This is a genomic window from Halomonas sp. 25-S5 (genome assembly GCF_029889845.1).
In the GTDB taxonomy this organism is placed as follows: Bacteria; Pseudomonadota; Gammaproteobacteria; order Pseudomonadales; family Halomonadaceae; genus Halomonas.
Map to the genome: position 1 here is coordinate 52,319 of NZ_JARANV010000011.1, position 14,152 is coordinate 66,470.

The 14,152-nt window shown below is 65.0% G+C and carries 13 protein-coding genes; 5 read left to right on the top strand and 8 right to left on the bottom strand.

The genetic code is table 11. The annotated features are described in order from the left end of the window. Positions 1-23: 23 nt before the first annotated feature. From OP498_RS09670 to OP498_RS09695, 6 genes are all read right to left on the bottom strand, one after another. The gene (locus tag OP498_RS09670; protein WP_280547731.1) at positions 24-1,295 is read right to left on the bottom strand and encodes a TRAP transporter large permease; all 1,272 of its coding nucleotides are present in this window, start codon (positions 1,293-1,295) and stop codon (positions 24-26) included. Beyond that, positions 1,296-1,850, bottom strand: coding sequence for a TRAP transporter small permease subunit (locus tag OP498_RS09675; RefSeq protein ID WP_280547730.1), 555 nt, complete (start codon positions 1,848-1,850; stop codon positions 1,296-1,298). It lies immediately after the preceding gene. A 61-nt stretch (positions 1,851-1,911) separates the two neighbouring features. Then, complete coding sequence (locus OP498_RS09680) at positions 1,912-2,925, bottom strand: DctP family TRAP transporter solute-binding subunit (protein WP_280547729.1); 1,014 nt, start codon at positions 2,923-2,925, stop codon at positions 1,912-1,914. A 334-nt stretch (positions 2,926-3,259) separates the two neighbouring features. Continuing rightward, a complete protein-coding gene (aroQ, locus tag OP498_RS09685) occupies positions 3,260-3,709 on the bottom strand; it encodes a type II 3-dehydroquinate dehydratase (RefSeq protein WP_280547728.1) in 450 nt (149 codons plus the stop codon). Beyond that, positions 3,706-4,572 carry a shikimate dehydrogenase gene (locus OP498_RS09690; RefSeq protein WP_280547727.1) on the bottom strand — a complete coding sequence of 289 codons (867 nt, stop codon included), beginning with the start codon at positions 4,570-4,572 and terminating at the stop codon, positions 3,706-3,708. The genes aroQ and OP498_RS09690 overlap by 4 nt, the downstream gene beginning before the upstream one ends. Positions 4,573-4,635: 63 nt before the next feature. Further along, positions 4,636-6,480 (bottom strand): sugar phosphate isomerase/epimerase and 4-hydroxyphenylpyruvate domain-containing protein, encoded by a 1,845-nt coding sequence (locus OP498_RS09695; protein WP_280547726.1) that lies wholly within the window; start codon positions 6,478-6,480, stop codon positions 4,636-4,638. A gap of 633 nt (positions 6,481-7,113) precedes the next feature. Here OP498_RS09695 and OP498_RS09700 point away from each other — a divergent pair. The 5 genes from OP498_RS09700 (at position 7,114) to OP498_RS09720 (ending at position 9,880) form a co-directional block, all read left to right on the top strand. Beyond that, complete coding sequence (locus OP498_RS09700; protein ID WP_280547725.1) at positions 7,114-7,428, top strand: hypothetical protein; 315 nt, start codon at positions 7,114-7,116, stop codon at positions 7,426-7,428. 60 nt (positions 7,429-7,488) lie between these two features. Further along, positions 7,489-7,965, top strand: coding sequence for a tripartite tricarboxylate transporter TctB family protein (locus OP498_RS09705; RefSeq protein ID WP_280547724.1), 477 nt, complete (start codon positions 7,489-7,491; stop codon positions 7,963-7,965). A 16-nt stretch (positions 7,966-7,981) separates the two neighbouring features. Further along, positions 7,982-8,266 carry a tripartite tricarboxylate transporter permease gene (locus OP498_RS09710; RefSeq protein WP_280547723.1) on the top strand — a complete coding sequence of 95 codons (285 nt, stop codon included), beginning with the start codon at positions 7,982-7,984 and terminating at the stop codon, positions 8,264-8,266. Further along, on the top strand, positions 8,266-9,147 hold the full coding sequence (locus OP498_RS09715) for a tripartite tricarboxylate transporter permease (RefSeq protein WP_280547722.1): 882 nt from the start codon (positions 8,266-8,268) through the stop codon (positions 9,145-9,147). Before OP498_RS09710 ends, OP498_RS09715 begins: the two co-directional genes overlap by 1 nt. Before the next feature lie 70 nt (positions 9,148-9,217). Further along, positions 9,218-9,880, top strand: coding sequence for an HAD-IA family hydrolase (locus OP498_RS09720; protein WP_280547721.1), 663 nt, complete (start codon positions 9,218-9,220; stop codon positions 9,878-9,880). A 298-nt stretch (positions 9,881-10,178) separates the two neighbouring features. On the opposite strand, the gene OP498_RS09725 is transcribed toward OP498_RS09720, so the two are convergent. Then, positions 10,179-11,102 carry a branched-chain amino acid transaminase gene (locus OP498_RS09725; RefSeq protein ID WP_280547720.1) on the bottom strand — a complete coding sequence of 308 codons (924 nt, stop codon included), beginning with the start codon at positions 11,100-11,102 and terminating at the stop codon, positions 10,179-10,181. A 62-nt stretch (positions 11,103-11,164) separates the two neighbouring features. Beyond that, complete coding sequence (glnE, locus tag OP498_RS09730) at positions 11,165-14,152, bottom strand: bifunctional [glutamate--ammonia ligase]-adenylyl-L-tyrosine phosphorylase/[glutamate--ammonia-ligase] adenylyltransferase (protein WP_280553376.1); 2,988 nt, start codon at positions 14,150-14,152, stop codon at positions 11,165-11,167.

Consider the following 14,152-nt stretch of genomic DNA (forward strand, 5'->3'; position numbering starts at 1 on the left):
GGGGCTGACCACGCCACCGTTCATCAGTAACCCATCAGCCTGGGCAGGCCGGTCACGATACTCGGCACGAACGTGATGAGCAGCAATACCAGCAGCTCCACCAGGAACAGCGGCAGGATCCGCCGCGACAGCCGGGACAGCCCCACATTGGCCACGGAGTCGGCCACGAACAGACACAACCCCATGGGCGGGGTGATCAAGCCGATCATCAGGTTGAAGATGACGATGATGCCGAAGTGCACCGGATCCACCCCCATGCCCACCGCGATGGGGTGCAGGATCGGCACCAGCACCAGCATGGCGGCAATCCCTTCCAGGAAGAGCCCGGCGACCAGGAACAGCACGATCACCGCCAGCAGGAAGGTCCACTCCGATGTGATATAGGCGAGCGTCAGATCGGTGAGCATGTTGGGCACGCGGTTGAAGGTGAGCAGCCAGTTGGCCGCCGCCACCGCCGCGATGATGATCATGATCACCGCCGTGTCGACCATGGTGCGCGTGAAGATGCTCGGTAGATCGCGAAAATGGATCTTGCGGAAGACCACCATGCCCACGAACAGCGCATAGGCCACGGCAAAGGCAGCCGCCTCGGTGGGGGTGACGATGCCCAGCAGGATCGAACCCACCACGAACACCGGCATGAACAACGGGATGACGCCTTCAAGCAAGATCTTGCGCTTTTCCCCGGAGGGCAGTGCCGTGGGCCGTTTCTGGTACTTCCCCGCGAAGATCATCACGTAACCTGAGAGGAAGAGGGCCAGCAGGAGGCCCGGCACGATACCCGCCAGGAACAGCGCCGGCACCGAGACGCCGGTAACGATCAGCGCGTAGATGATCACCGGGATGCTCGGCGGAATGATCGGGCCGATCACCGACGAGGCCGCGGTGAGCGCCGCCGCGAAATCACGGGGATAGCCCTCCTTCTCCATCTCGGGGATGAACACCCGTCCCAGTGCCGAGGTATCGGCCACCGCCGAACCGGAAAGCCCGGCGAAGATCACCGAGGCCCAGATGTTCACGTGAGCCAGTCCGCCCTTGAGCCTTCCGACCAGGATCTTGGAGAAGGCAATGATCCGCATGGTGATACCGCTCTCGTTCATCAGCTCCCCGGCCAGGATGAACAGGGGTATCGCCAGCAGGGCGAAGGAGTTGATTCCGGAGAACATCTGGGTGGCGACAGCGGAGAGCTGATAGGGAAACTCGCCCACGGCCATGAAATAGAGCAACGCCGCCACGATGGCGAAGGCAACCGGTATGCCGATGGCCAGGCCGACCAGCAGGATGAGATAGACCATTCACGACACCTCGTCTGTCATCGCACGTAGCGTGCCAATCCGCTCGATGAACTTGAGCGTGGCGGCCACGGCCAGCATGCCACCGCCCAGCACGATGGCGAATTGGTAGGGTGCCATCGTGCCGAACACGTTGAAGAGCTCAAGCCCCGTCGCCTCCCGCAGGCTGCGAATGGTGCTGTTGAGCCCCGAGATTCGCATGCCGCCGCGGCTGGACATGAACAGGTAGCCCGACCAGGCGAGTAGCGCCCCGGTCACCACCACGAGCAGGTCGACGATCAGGAACAGGGCCTCGCGGACACGTACCGACAGGAAGTCCACGATCACCCCCAGGCGCACGTGGCGATCCTGCAGGTAGGCCAGCGCCATGCCGAACATGACCCCGTAGATCCCCAGGAAGACCGGCACCTGGTCGCCCCAGGCCAGGGAGCTCCCCAGGGTGTAGCGCCCCAGGGCATTGAGGAAGACGATCAGGAAGATCAGGGCCATGGAGAGCCCCGCGCCGGCGGCAAAGACCCCCGCCGCCAGGCGCTGAAATGACTGGAAGATAGCTGCCATGTGTCTCGAGCCTCTGGAGGAAACCACCCCGTGCCATCAGGAGCACGGGGTGGCGGGAGGATCACTCGGTGGCGTCGGCCACCGCATCCTGCAGGCGCTGGATCCACTCGGCGTCAGAACCCAGGTCCTCCTCCAGCCAGGCGATGACCGGCGGCTGGGCCTGCTCGCGGAACTGCGCGAGCTCCTCGGATGTCGGGCTGTAGACCTGCATGCCCTCTTCCTGCACGGCCTTGAGGCCCTGGGCGGTGGTGAACTGCTGGATGGAGCGCCCCATCATGCCGGCCATCACCCCGGCCCGCTGGATCACCTCGCGGTCCGCCTCGGAGAGGCCGCTGAAGTAAGCATCGTTGATCACCAGGAAGTCGGCCGCATAGATATGGCCGTCGAGCGTCAGGTAGTCCTGCAGCTCATGCAGGTTGTTGTTGTAGATGGTCCCGACCGGATTCTCCTGACCATCCACCACGCCCGTCGACAGGGCGGTCGGCAACTCCGACCAGGCAATCGGCGTCGGCTGGGCGCCGAGCCCTTCCACCATCTCGACGTAGAGCGGAATGTCCTGGACCCGGAACTTGAGCCCATTCATGTCCTCGGGGGTACGAATCTCGAGCTTGTTGTTGGTGAAGTGGCGCACCCCGGTCTCGCCATAGCCCAGCGTGCGCAGTCCGGTCTGCTCGAGGCAGTGCTCGGCCAGGGCGTTGCCGAATTCGCCGTCGAGCACCTCCCAGGCGACCAGCGGCGTCTCGAACATGTAGGGAATGTCCAGCACCCCCGCGGCAGGGCAGATCTTCGACATGGCCCCCGAGACCATGACCACCTGGGTGGTGCCATCCATGGCCTGCTGGATCAGCTCGTCTTCGTCGCCCAGCGAGGCTGCGGGGTAGATATCCACACTGTGCTCGGTCTCGCTCTCGACGACGTTCTTGAACATGTGCGCGGCCGCTCCCTTCTTGGAGCTCTGCCAGTCGTCGGGGTCGACATGAGCGAAGCGAATGGTATCGGCCTGAGCCAGAGTGCTCATGGCGAAGATCAGGGCACCGAGCGTTGCCGTTGTCGCGCTGGCTGATGATTTGAACATGGAAAGTCCTCCGTGGTAGTGGTTGTTTGTAATACGAACGATAGTGCTTTATGCGAACACTAGAACTGGCTTCCAGTTATGTCAACGCCTACCGCGCCTCTACAACTAAAGGTGTAGAACAGGCCCTGCTGGTAAAGGTGTAGAGCAGGCCCTGCTGGCGCCCCCAACACACTGGCGGCAAGGCGCACCAGCCGTCGCAGGCGGGCGCCGCCCTATCTCTAGGGTAGCCGCCGGCCCCGCAGAAGAGGGGCCGGACAACGTTGAATGCGCTAGCTCGACGCAAAAGACTCGTCATGAAGCGGGCCGGAGAGAAAAGCGGGAAAGCGAGTGTGGCTCAGGCCTTTCTCAGGGCCTTGATCGCGGCGTCCAGGGCGGCCTGATAGCCCTGGGTGCCGAGCCCGGCGATGACGCCATCGGCGCGCAGCGAGACATAGGAGTGGTGACGGAAGCTCTCGCGCTGGTGCACGTTGGAGATATGCACCTCGTAGACGGTGCCCTCGAAGGCGTTGAGGGCATCGAGGATCGCCACCGAGGTATGGGTATAGGCCGCCGGATTGATGATGATCGCCAGGGTGCCGTCGAGTCGCGCGGCATGGATGGCGTCGATCAGCGCCCCCTCGTGGTTGCTCTGGAAGCTGTTGAGCTCCCAGCCCTTGAGATCGGCCTTCTCGCGCAGGGCGTTGTTGACGTCGTCGAGCGTCTCGTGGCCGTAGATCTCCGGCTGGCGAGTACCCAGCAGATTGAGATTGGGACCGTGCAGTACCAGTACCTTGCCCTGACTCATGCCTCGTCCTCCTTGAGCAGCGCCCGCCTGTAATGGGCGAACAGAGTCATCGCCTGCTCGTCGGCGGCGGCGCGTCTATCGGCATCCTCGCAGAACAGCTTGAAGGCATCCACGCCCTGGAAGACGAACAGGCTGACCCCGCTCATCACACCGGCACCGGCCGCCTTGGCGGCGGCGACGAACTCGGTGACCGCCGGCACGTAGACCGCGTCGAAGATCCAGTGGTGGGCAGCGATCAGCTCCTTGGGCAGCGGGCAGCCGGGGCTTTTCTCGTGACCGATGGGGGTGCAGTTGACCAGGCCGTCACAGGACGGCACCGTCTCGTCGACCTGCTCTCGCGTGATGAAGGAGGCACGGAACCCCTGGTTCTGGAGCTCCTCGACCAGCTGGCGGGACTTGGCCTCGTCGAGGTCCATCAGGATCACCTCCTCGGCCCCCAGCTTGCCCAGGCCAAAGGCCACCGCCTTGCCCACGCCACCGGTGCCGAGCAGCAATACGCGGCCCGGCGGCCGGTCACCGAGAGTCGCCTGGTAGCCACTGATGAACCCGGTGAAGTCGGTATTCTCGGCGATGATCTCGCTCCCCTCGAACACCAGGGTATTGGCGGACCCGACCATGCGGGCGCCCTCGGAGGGGCGAGTGGCCAGCTTCACCGCCGCGTCCTTCCAGGGGAAGGTCACGTTGACGCCGCGGTAGCCGTCGGCGATCACCTGAGTGACCTGGCTTTCCAGGGACGCGATGCGCTGCTCGTTGGCATCGAACAGGTCATAGGTCACCGGGATGCCGGTCAGCTCGCCGAGCCGCACATGCAGGTCCGGCGAGCTGGAGTTCATGATTGCCTTGCCGATCAGGCCGAGTTTCATGGGATTCCTCCGAAGTCAGGAGCGGCGCTTGGCAAGCTCCCTGTCATTAGGGTGCGATCCGCTTCAGCGCTGAGCGGCCTGAGCCGCCAGACGGATGCCCGCGTTGGCCTCGCCGAACTGGTTGTAGCCACCTCGCCGCTCGACGATCTCGAAGAAGAAGCGCCCCGAGAAGGTCTCGGTGTACGCATGGAAGAAGTCGCCCTCGTCCTTGCGGTCATAGAGGATGTTGCGCGAGCGCATGGCCTCCAGCAGGTCCTCATCGAGCCCGAAGCGCGCCTCGAGGTCGTCATAGTAGTTCTGCGGGATGCGCAACAACGGCAGTCCCCGAGCCTGGAGCTCATCCACGGTGGCGAAGAGATCCTGGCTCTCGAAGGCGATCTGCTGCACCCCGCCACGAAACTCGCTGAGGAAGCGACCCGGCTGGGTCTCCTGAGCCTGGGAAACGGTCAGCGGCAGGCGGATGCTGCGGTCGGGGCTGTTGACTGCCTGGCTGATCATCATGCCGCGGGGATCGACGATCTCGTGCTCCGGTTCGGCCTCGAAGCCGAACACGGTGCGATGGAACAGCTGCCAGCCCAGCAGTTGGGTGGCAGGCAGCACATAGGAGAGGTGATCGACCCGGGTCAGGCCCGCCTCGTCGCGGCTCGCCTGGTCGAAGAGCTCGAAGTCGGTGCGCCACTGCAGGTCGCCGGCGGCCTCGTCATCCACCAGGTAGACCAGGCTGCCCTCGATGCCGCGCAGGGCGGGGATCTCCATCTCCCCCTCGCCCACCTGGCCGCTATAGGTCTGGGCCTTGAAGGCTCTCGCCCGGGCCAGGGCCTTCTCCACGTCGTCGACCCGGAAGCCCACCGCACATACCGAGGTGCCATGCAGCAGGCGGAAGGTATGCGCGAAGCTATCGGTCTCGAAGTTGAGCACCAGGTGGATCTCGCCCTGCTTCCAGAGCTCGACGTTCTTGGAACGGTGGCGACCGACATGGCGGAACCCCAGGGCACCGATGAACTCGCCCAGCGGGGCTGCGCTCTCCTCGTCGAGGGTGAACTCGATGAAGTGGATACCGTTGTAGCGGGGTGCCGGCGGGATGGGGCTCGCCCAGGGCCCCTCCGGCAGCAGATTCTCCAGCCAGATCAGCGAGCGCAGGCCATCCAGGGCAGTGGCTTCGGTCGGAGCGGCCCGGAAGGCATCACTGAAGATCTCCAGTGACAGCGGGCCGGCATAGCCGGCCTTCGCCAGGGCGGCCATGAAGGCCTCGAGCGGCAACCGTCCCTGGCCGGGGAAGCAGCGGAAATGGCGGCTCCACTGCAGGATGTCCATGTCCAGCAGCGGCGCATCGGCGACCTGGACGAAGAAGATCTTGTCCCGGGGGATCTTGCCGATGGTCGAAAGGTCGTGACCGCGGGAAAGGATATGGAAGCTGTCGAGCACCACGCCCAGTGCGGGGTGGTCGGCGCGGCGTACCACCTCCCAGGCATCGCGATAGTCCGAGATATGCCGCCCCCAGGCGAGCGCCTCGAAGCCCACGCGAATGCCCCGCCGGTGCGCTCTCTCGGCCAGTTCACGAAGGTCCTCCACGACCCGCTCCATGTCGTCGATGGCCTGGGGAGAGACGTTGCTGCAGACCAGCAGGAAGTCAGTTCCGAGCTGCTCCATCAGATCGAACTTGCGCTCGGCTCGCTGAAGGTTGCGGCCACGCTGGGGCTCGGGCATGGCCTCGAAGTCCCGGAAGGGCTGGAAAGCGACGATCGCCAGCCCCAAGCGTTCGCACAGCTCGCGCACCTCGCCCGGCGTGCCGTCGAAGGAGAGCAGGTCGTTCTCGAAGATCTCGACGCCATCGAAGCCGGCACGGGCGCTGGCCTCGAGCTTGGTTCTCAGGTCGCCGCTCAGGCAGACGGTGGCAATGGCGCGCATCTTGTCCTCCAAGGGGGAGCGATATCGAGGGCGTGAGCGTGGCAGCCTCACTCCACGGTATTCATCGTATCAGAGCGAGTGGGTATCATACGTCTCACTCGGCAAGTTTAGAACATAGTTCCAATGTTCGCATGGCGTTCTTTAGTTCGCAATATGCGCGAAAAATAGGATGGCTCGGCAAGCCCCTGCTGCACGGCCTCTCCGCCGTGGCCCAAGATACCTGCTACTACTATAGGAGGCGAAAAAGAGGATGGGGACTGCAATACCTCTACACTTCTTATGAATACATACTTGCGGCAGCGGCAGGCGCCACCCTCATACGACCATGGTCGTAGGTGGCCACATCCTGCATTGACAGTATTGGAAGGGAGTTCTAGTGTTCGCATCAAGAACATATCGTTCGACAACCGAACGCCTTTTCACCCAGGTCCCAACACAATTCACCCAGGTCCCAACACAAGAAGACCACTGCCCTAGAGCAGGCCAACAACACGAGTCCCGGAGGATTCCCCATGTTCAAACCGCTTCTCACCAGCCTCGCCGTCGCCGTCGGATCGCTGACCATGGCTGGCAGTGCCCTGGCCGAGTATCCCGAGCGCAATATCCAGGGCACTATCCAGTGGGGGGCCGGTGGTGCCACCGATCACCGAGGCGCTGCCGGACATCGAGTCCTTCCTCCCCTGGGGGCCGTTCTGGGGCGTCTTCGTCCATCAGGATACCCCGGACGAGATCAAGGCGACCCTGGAAGAGACCTATGAACAGGCGGTAGCCAATGAGCAGTTCCAGGAATTCTTGAGCAACTTCGGTGCGGAGCCGCTCAACCTCAACGGCGAGGAGGCCGAGCAGTACCTGGATAACTGGCAGTCGGTGACCGCCTGGGCCATGTACGAGGCCGATGCCGAAACGCTCGAGACCACCCCCGAGGCGCTCGGCATCCCGCGCCCCTGACCCACAATGCCTACCTGACGGGGAGGTCGGTCACGGGCCGGCCTCCCCCGGAGTCATGACATGAGCCAGAAATTCGAGCGCGTCCAGGCGGGAGAGAAAGTCTTCGACTGGTTGCTGCTGCTGTTCAGCATCGGCGTGCTGTTCGAGGCCTATCGCATCGACGGGATTCCCGGCCTCAACTCACCGGGTACCTTTCCTGTCGGCCTGGCACTGGTGATGCTGGCCTCGTCGGTGGTCATCCTGGTCAGCCACCGCCATAAGCGTCGGGATCCGCGCATCCGCAACGCGTTCCACGAGGCCCAGGTCTTTCTCAACGAGCACTTCCAACCGCATATCGTGGTGTTCACCTTCCTCGCCGTGGCCTATCTGGCCGCCATCGTCTGGGCGAGTTTCTATGTCAGCACCTACCTCTTCCTGGCGGTGACCTTCATCTATTTCCGACAGGGCAAGGTAGTGAGCTCGTTGATCATCTCGGCCGTGGCCATCGCGGTGATCTATGCCCTATTCACCCTGGTGTTCCGCGTCTACCTCCCCTGACCCCTGAGATCCCACGATGAGTGATACGTTTTCCTACCTCCTGATGGCCTGGGTGGATCCTCAGCTTCTGCTGCTGACAGCACTGGGCACCCTGGCCGGCATCTACGTCGGCGCGATCCCTGGTCTCTCCGTGACCATGGCCGCCTCGATCCTGATCTCCTTCACCTTTTCCTGGGACATCAACAATGCCCTGGCGCTGATGGTGGGCATCTATGTGGGCGGCGTCTACGGTGGTTCGCGCACGGCCATCCTGCTCAACATTCCCGGCGCGCCCTCGGCGGCATCCATTATGTGGTGGTAATGATCGGTCTGTTCGGCGTGGCCGAGGCCTTCTACCAGCTGCACAACCTCTCCAAGGTGCCGGTCAAGCAGAAGGTCGACAAGATCATTCCGCCACTGAGCATGGTGCTGAAGTACCTGCCGCTCTCCGCGCGCACCTCGATCATCGGTGTCATCGTTGGCGCCCTGCCCGGCACCGGGGGTGACATCGCCTCGCTGTTCGCCTACGACCACGCCAAGTGTACCGTCAAGAACCCCTCTAGCCCCTTCGGCGAGGGTGCCTATGAGGGGCTGGTCGCCCCCGAGACCGCCAATAACGCCGCCGTAGGGGGTGCCTATGTGCCGATGCTGACCCTGGGAATGCCCGGCGATGCGGTCACCGCGGTGATCCTCGGCGCCCTGGTCATCCACGGCCTCAATCCCGGCCCCATGCTGATGATCGAGACCCCGCACATCTTCTGGTTCACGGTGGGCAACCTGGCACTGGCCAACATCTTCCTGCTGATCTTCGGCCTTACCGGCATCAAGGTCTTCTCGAAGGTGGTCGAGGTGCCCAAGGCACTGCTGATCCCGCTGATCCTGGTGCTCTGCGTGGTGGGTACCTACTCCATCAACAGCAACATGACGGAAGTTTACTGGATGCTGGGCTTCGGTATCCTGGGCTACTGGCTGAAGGTATTCGGCTTCCAGATGGGCCCCGTCATCCTCGGCGTGATCCTCGGGCCACTGCTCGACGAGACCTATCGCCAGGCGATGTCCTCGGTCGGCGACAACGGTAGCCAGTTTCTGCTGGCACTGGTGGCCAACCCCCTCTCGCTGGTGCTGACCGCCGTGATCGTGCTGGTCCTGCTGGGCCAGACACCGGCCAAGGCTTGGCTGAAGAACCTGTTCAAGCGACACTGATGCCTCACCCGACGGCAATGACGCGGCCCACCGGGCCGCGTTCCTGTTGGCGCAGATGTGGAGCGAACCAGTGAACGACGTATCCCCAGGCAACGGAAGCGTGCTGGTCTTCGATTTCGATGGCGTGATCCTCGATTCGGCGATTCTCAAGCGCCAGGCCTTCGCCGACCTCTACGACGACGAACCGGAGAAGAACCGCCGGGCCGTGGTCGCCTATCTCAACCGTCGCGGAGGACAGCCGCGGGAGGTCAAGTTCCGCCACATCGAAGGCCAGATCCTGGGCCGCGATGCCGGAGAATCCCGTATCCAGGAGCTCTGTCGGCGCTTCAAGGCCCATGTCGAACAGCGCCTGCTCGAAGCACCGGCCATTCCCGGCGCGCTCGAGTTCCTGGAACGCTGGCGGGGGCACCTGCCGCTCTACCTGCTCTCGGCCACGCCGGAGCCCGAGCTCAAGACCATCACCGCACGGCGTAGACTGGATCGCTATTTCGTGGAGGTGATCGGCGCGCCGCCCGACAAGGTCAACGGCCTGCGCAACCTGCTGGCGCGCCGTGGTCACGTTCCCGCGGATACCGTGATGATCGGCGACTCCTACAATGACTACCGTGCCGCACGCTCCAACGGTACGGCCTTCATCGGCGTGACCGCCGACCCCACCGCCTCGCCCTTTCCCGATGACGTGATCACCACCGTCGACCTGACGGGGCTGGAGATGGCCCTGTCAAAGCTGTAGCGCCACCCGCCTCTCCTCGCACCATCGCAAAACATCCAGTCTGGTCAGATTGGCCCTGGAGGCAACTGTCATTGCCAGGCGGGCCTGCAGACAATACGGATCAACAATATATTCGAGGCCCGCCTCGGGGCGAGGGAGCTTGCCGGACCGCAGACGCAAGGCGCCCCGCCTGCGGGTGACAGCGCAGATGAAGAAGGCCTACGGCGTGGAGTCCACGCAAGGCGCCCCGCCTGCGGGTGACAGGCGGGGCGCCGGGCTTTCACTCCCGCAGGGGCCGGAAGTGGGAGGGGGCGGGGTATCAGGCCACCGGCGTCAACCAGCTGGCATCGATGGCCTGCTTGCCGCGCACCACGTCGAAGTAGAGCGACTGAATCTTCTCGGTGATCGGGCCTCGACGGCCCTCGCCGATGGTGCGGCCGTCGAGTTCACGAATCGGCAGCACCTCGGCGGCGGTGCCGGTGAAGAAGGCCTCGTCGGCGATGTAGATCTCGTCGCGGGTGATCAGCTTCTCGCGCAGCTCAAAGCCCAGGTGCTCGGCCATGTGAAGCACGGTGTTGCGGGTGATGCCGTTGAGGCAGGAGGTCAGCATCGGCGTGTAGATGACGCCGTTCTTGACCATGAAGAGGTTCTCGCCGGAGCCCTCGGCGGCATAGCCCTGAGGGTCGAGCAGCAGCGCCTCGTCATAGCCGCCGCGCTGGGCCTCGGCCAGCGCCATCATCGAGTTGATGTACTGGCCGTTGGCCTTGGCACGGGTCATGGCGATATTGACGTGGTGCCGAGTGAACGAGGAGGTCTGCACCTTGATGCCGAGCTCGCGGGCCTCGGGCGACATGTAGGAGGGCCACTCCCAGGCGGCGACGATCAGGTGGGTCTTGAGGTTGTCGGCGCGCAGGCCCATCCCCTCGCTGCCGAAGAACACCATGGGGCGCAGGTAGGCCTCGTCGAGGCCATTCTCGCGCACCGCGGCACGCTGGGCCTCGTTGATCTGCTCCTTGCTGAAGGGCATGTGCATGCCGAGGATCTTGGCCGAATCGAACAGGCGGTCGGTGTGCTCCTTGAGCCGGAAGATGGCCGCGCCCTTATCGGTCGCGTAGGCGCGCACGCCCTCGAAGCAGCCCATGCCGTAGTGCAGGGTGTGGGTCAGTACGTGCACCTGGGCATCGCGCCAGGGAACCAGTTCGCCGTCGAACCAGATGAGACCGTCTCGGTCAGCCATCGACATAATCTACGTCCTTTCATCTTCTAAATCGTGGAAACGGGAAACCCGCGGGAACCCACCCGCGCTCAGTGACCTTGCGGTTCGAGCAGGCGTTGCCAGAGCTCGACGACGGCCTCGCGATGCGCCCGAAATGCGTCGTTGCGACCGCGCCCGGCCCCGCCGGTCAGGGCCGCCCGGTGGGCGGCCGTGCGACAGGCGAGATAGGCCTCGCGCAGCCGCTGGCAATCCTGGCTCGGCAGGCGATCGGTCGCTTCGAGAGTCTCCAGAATACGAATATTGTCGCTGTACGCCAATAGCTCGAGGGTATCATGCGCCATAGAGAGCACCGCGAACTGGCACAAGAACTCGATGTCGACCATCCCGCCGGGGTCGTGCTTGAGGTCGAACTCGCCCTTCCCGCTCTTGCCGCCCAGGTGGTCGCGCATCTTGTGGCGCATCTTCACCACCTCCTCGCGCAGCGCCTCGAGGTCCCGCTCTCGGCCGAGGATCTCGCCGCGAATCGCGTCGAAGCGCTCGGCCAGGCGCGGATGGCCGGCCACCACCCGGGCTCGCACCAGGGCCTGGTGCTCCCAGGTCCAGGCCTGCTCGCGCTGGTAGTCGGCGAAGGCCGAGAGCGTCGAGACCAGCAGCCCCGAGTTGCCCGAGGGGCGCAGCCGCATGTCCACCTCGTAGAGACTGCCCGCCGGTGTCACCGCGGTGAGCAAGTGGATGATGCGCTGGCCCAGCCGGGTGAAGAAGATCGCGTTGTCGATCGGACGCTTGCCGTCGGTGGCCCCCTGGGTGGCGCCGTCATGGAGGAACACCAGGTCCAGGTCGGAGCTGTAGCCCAGCTCGATGCCGCCGAGCTTGCCGTAGCCGACCACCAGGAATTCGGGCTCGCTGCCGCAGCGCCCCTCCTCGCGACGTTCCGGAAAGCCGTGCTTGCGGGTCAGGTGCTTCCAGGCCATGGCCAGCACCGCCTCCAGGACCACCTCGGCGATATAGGTGAGATAGTCGCTGACCTTCATCAGGTGGCGGGTGCCGGCGATGTCGGAGGCCGCTACGTGCAGCACCTGGGCATGCTTGAAGACCCGCAGGGCCTCGAGCTGGGCCTCCTCGTCATCCTCGGGAAGCCGCCCCAGGGCCTGGCGCAGCTCATCGGCCAGGCGCTGCTTGTCGGCGGGGGTGTAGAGGGTCTCGGGCGTCAGCAGTTCGTCGAGCAGGATGGGATGGCGGGCGAGCTGGGCGGCGATCCAGGGACTGGCGCTGCACAGCTTCATCAGGTGTCCCAGGACATCCGGGTTCTCGCGCAGCAGCGCCAGGTAGGCGGTGCGTCGCAACACCGCCTCGACCAGTGGCAGCACCCGCTCCAGGGCGATGTCCGGGGTCTCGCTGGCGACCACGGCATCGAGCAGCAGCGGTATCAGCGCCTCGAGTCGCTCGAAGCCGATGCGCTGCATGGCCTGCACCTGGCGGGACTGGCGCAGTGTCTGCAGCCGGCGCAGGGCGGCATCCGGCTCCGCCAGGCCGGCTTCCTCGAGCAGCTCCCGGGCCTCGTCCTGCTCCAGCTCGCCGCGCCACAGCGCGCGCCACTCCTCCAGGCCGACGGCACCGGCCGGCTGGTCGGCGTCATCGGTGTCCTCCACCTCCTCCTCGGGCTCGGCGATCACCGCGTCGAAGTGCCGGCGCACTCGCTCGCGCACCTCGTCGAGGCGGGCCATTACCGCCGGCCAGTCCTCCATGTCGAGCGCCAGGGCCACCCGCTCGCGGTCGATGTCGTCGTCAGGCAGGGTCTGGGTCTGGCGATCCTCCAGGGCCTGCAGCACATGCTCCAGGTCGCGCAGGAGGACGTAGTCGGGCATCAGCTCGTCGATCACCTCCCGGGGCAGCAGGCCAAGCTCGGGCAGGCGCTCCAGGGCGGTCTTCAGCGAAGTGACCTGCAACTCGGTGTCACGGCCACCGCGGATCAACTGGAAGGCCTGGACCACGAACTCGACCTCGCGGATGCCCCCGGGACCGAGCTTGATGTTGCCCTGCATGCCCTTGCGCCGGACCTCGCGGTTGATCATCGACTTGAGCTCGCGCAGCGACTCGATGGCGCCGAAGTCCAGGTACTTGCGATAGACGAAAGGGTGCAGGCTCGACAGCAGCTCGGCGCCCGCGCCCAGGTCGCCAGCGACGGGTCTGGCCTTGAGCATGGCGTAACGCTCCCACTCGCGCCCCTGGTCCTGGTAGTAGCCGGCCAGCGAGGAGAAGCTTCCCACCAGGGGGCCGCCATCGCCCAGCGGGCGCAGGCGCATGTCGACGCGAAAGGCGAAGCCGTCGGCGGTCACCGCGTCCAGAGCGGTGATCAGCTTCTGGCCGAGCTTGGTGAAATACTCCTGGTGCTCCAGGGGCTTGCGCCCGCCCTCGGTCTCACCCTTCTCGGGGAAGGCGAAGATCAGGTCGATGTCGGAGGAGAGGTTCAGCTCGCCGGCGCCGAGCTTGCCCATGCCCAGCACCACCAGCCGCTGCTCACTGCCGTCGCGCCGCGCGGCGGGCCGCCCCCAGCGCGGCGCGAAATGGGCCTCGAGCCAGGCCAGGGCCCCCTCCAGGCAGGTCTCGGCGAGCCGCGATACGGCGCCGCTGGTTGCCCACATGTCGAGATCCGGGGGGCGAGTCAGGTCACGCCAGACGATGCCCAGCATGCGGGCACGACGAAAGCGGCGGATGGCGCCATGCAGGGCCGCCTCGTCCTCGGCAGCCTCCAGCCGCTCGTCGAGCCAATCGCGCAGGGCTTCCGCGGAGGGCGTCGCGTCCAGCTCGCCGCTGGCATCCAGGTGCAACAGCCACTCCGGATAGCGCACCAGGGTCTCGGCGGCGAAGGTCGAGACGGCCAGCACCCGCGCCAGTTGACGGCGCCGCGCATCCGACAGCGCCAGCCAGTCCTCCCGCGGGGAGTCGCTGCCGTTCATGTCGGCCAGGTTGTCGGCCTGCTCCAGCGCGCTCGCCAGCCGGTCACGGGCATGTGCCAGGGGAGCCCTCAGGGGCTCGGGAATATCATCCAGCGGCAGGAAGTCATCGGGCAGGGCCAT

Bases quoted from the DNA above. Each gene is read 5' to 3' on its own strand.
- OP498_RS09670 (WP_280547731.1), bottom strand. From the start codon at position 1,295: ATGGTCTATCTCATCCTGCTGGTCGGCCTGGCCATCGGCATACCGGTT.
- OP498_RS09675 (WP_280547730.1), bottom strand. From the start codon at position 1,850: ATGGCAGCTATCTTCCAGTCATTTCAGCGCCTGGCGGCGGGGGTCTTT.
- OP498_RS09680 (WP_280547729.1), bottom strand. From the start codon at position 2,925: ATGTTCAAATCATCAGCCAGCGCGACAACGGCAACGCTCGGTGCCCTG.
- aroQ (WP_280547728.1), bottom strand. From the start codon at position 3,709: ATGAGTCAGGGCAAGGTACTGGTACTGCACGGTCCCAATCTCAATCTG.
- OP498_RS09690 (WP_280547727.1), bottom strand. From the start codon at position 4,572: ATGAAACTCGGCCTGATCGGCAAGGCAATCATGAACTCCAGCTCGCCG.
- OP498_RS09695 (WP_280547726.1), bottom strand. From the start codon at position 6,480: ATGCGCGCCATTGCCACCGTCTGCCTGAGCGGCGACCTGAGAACCAAG.
- OP498_RS09705 (WP_280547724.1), top strand. From the start codon at position 7,489: ATGAGCCAGAAATTCGAGCGCGTCCAGGCGGGAGAGAAAGTCTTCGAC.
- OP498_RS09710 (WP_280547723.1), top strand. From the start codon at position 7,982: ATGAGTGATACGTTTTCCTACCTCCTGATGGCCTGGGTGGATCCTCAG.
- OP498_RS09715 (WP_280547722.1), top strand. From the start codon at position 8,266: ATGATCGGTCTGTTCGGCGTGGCCGAGGCCTTCTACCAGCTGCACAAC.
- OP498_RS09725 (WP_280547720.1), bottom strand. From the start codon at position 11,102: ATGTCGATGGCTGACCGAGACGGTCTCATCTGGTTCGACGGCGAACTG.
- glnE (WP_280553376.1), bottom strand. From the start codon at position 14,152: ATGGCCCTGCCCGATGACTTCCTGCCGCTGGATGATATTCCCGAGCCC.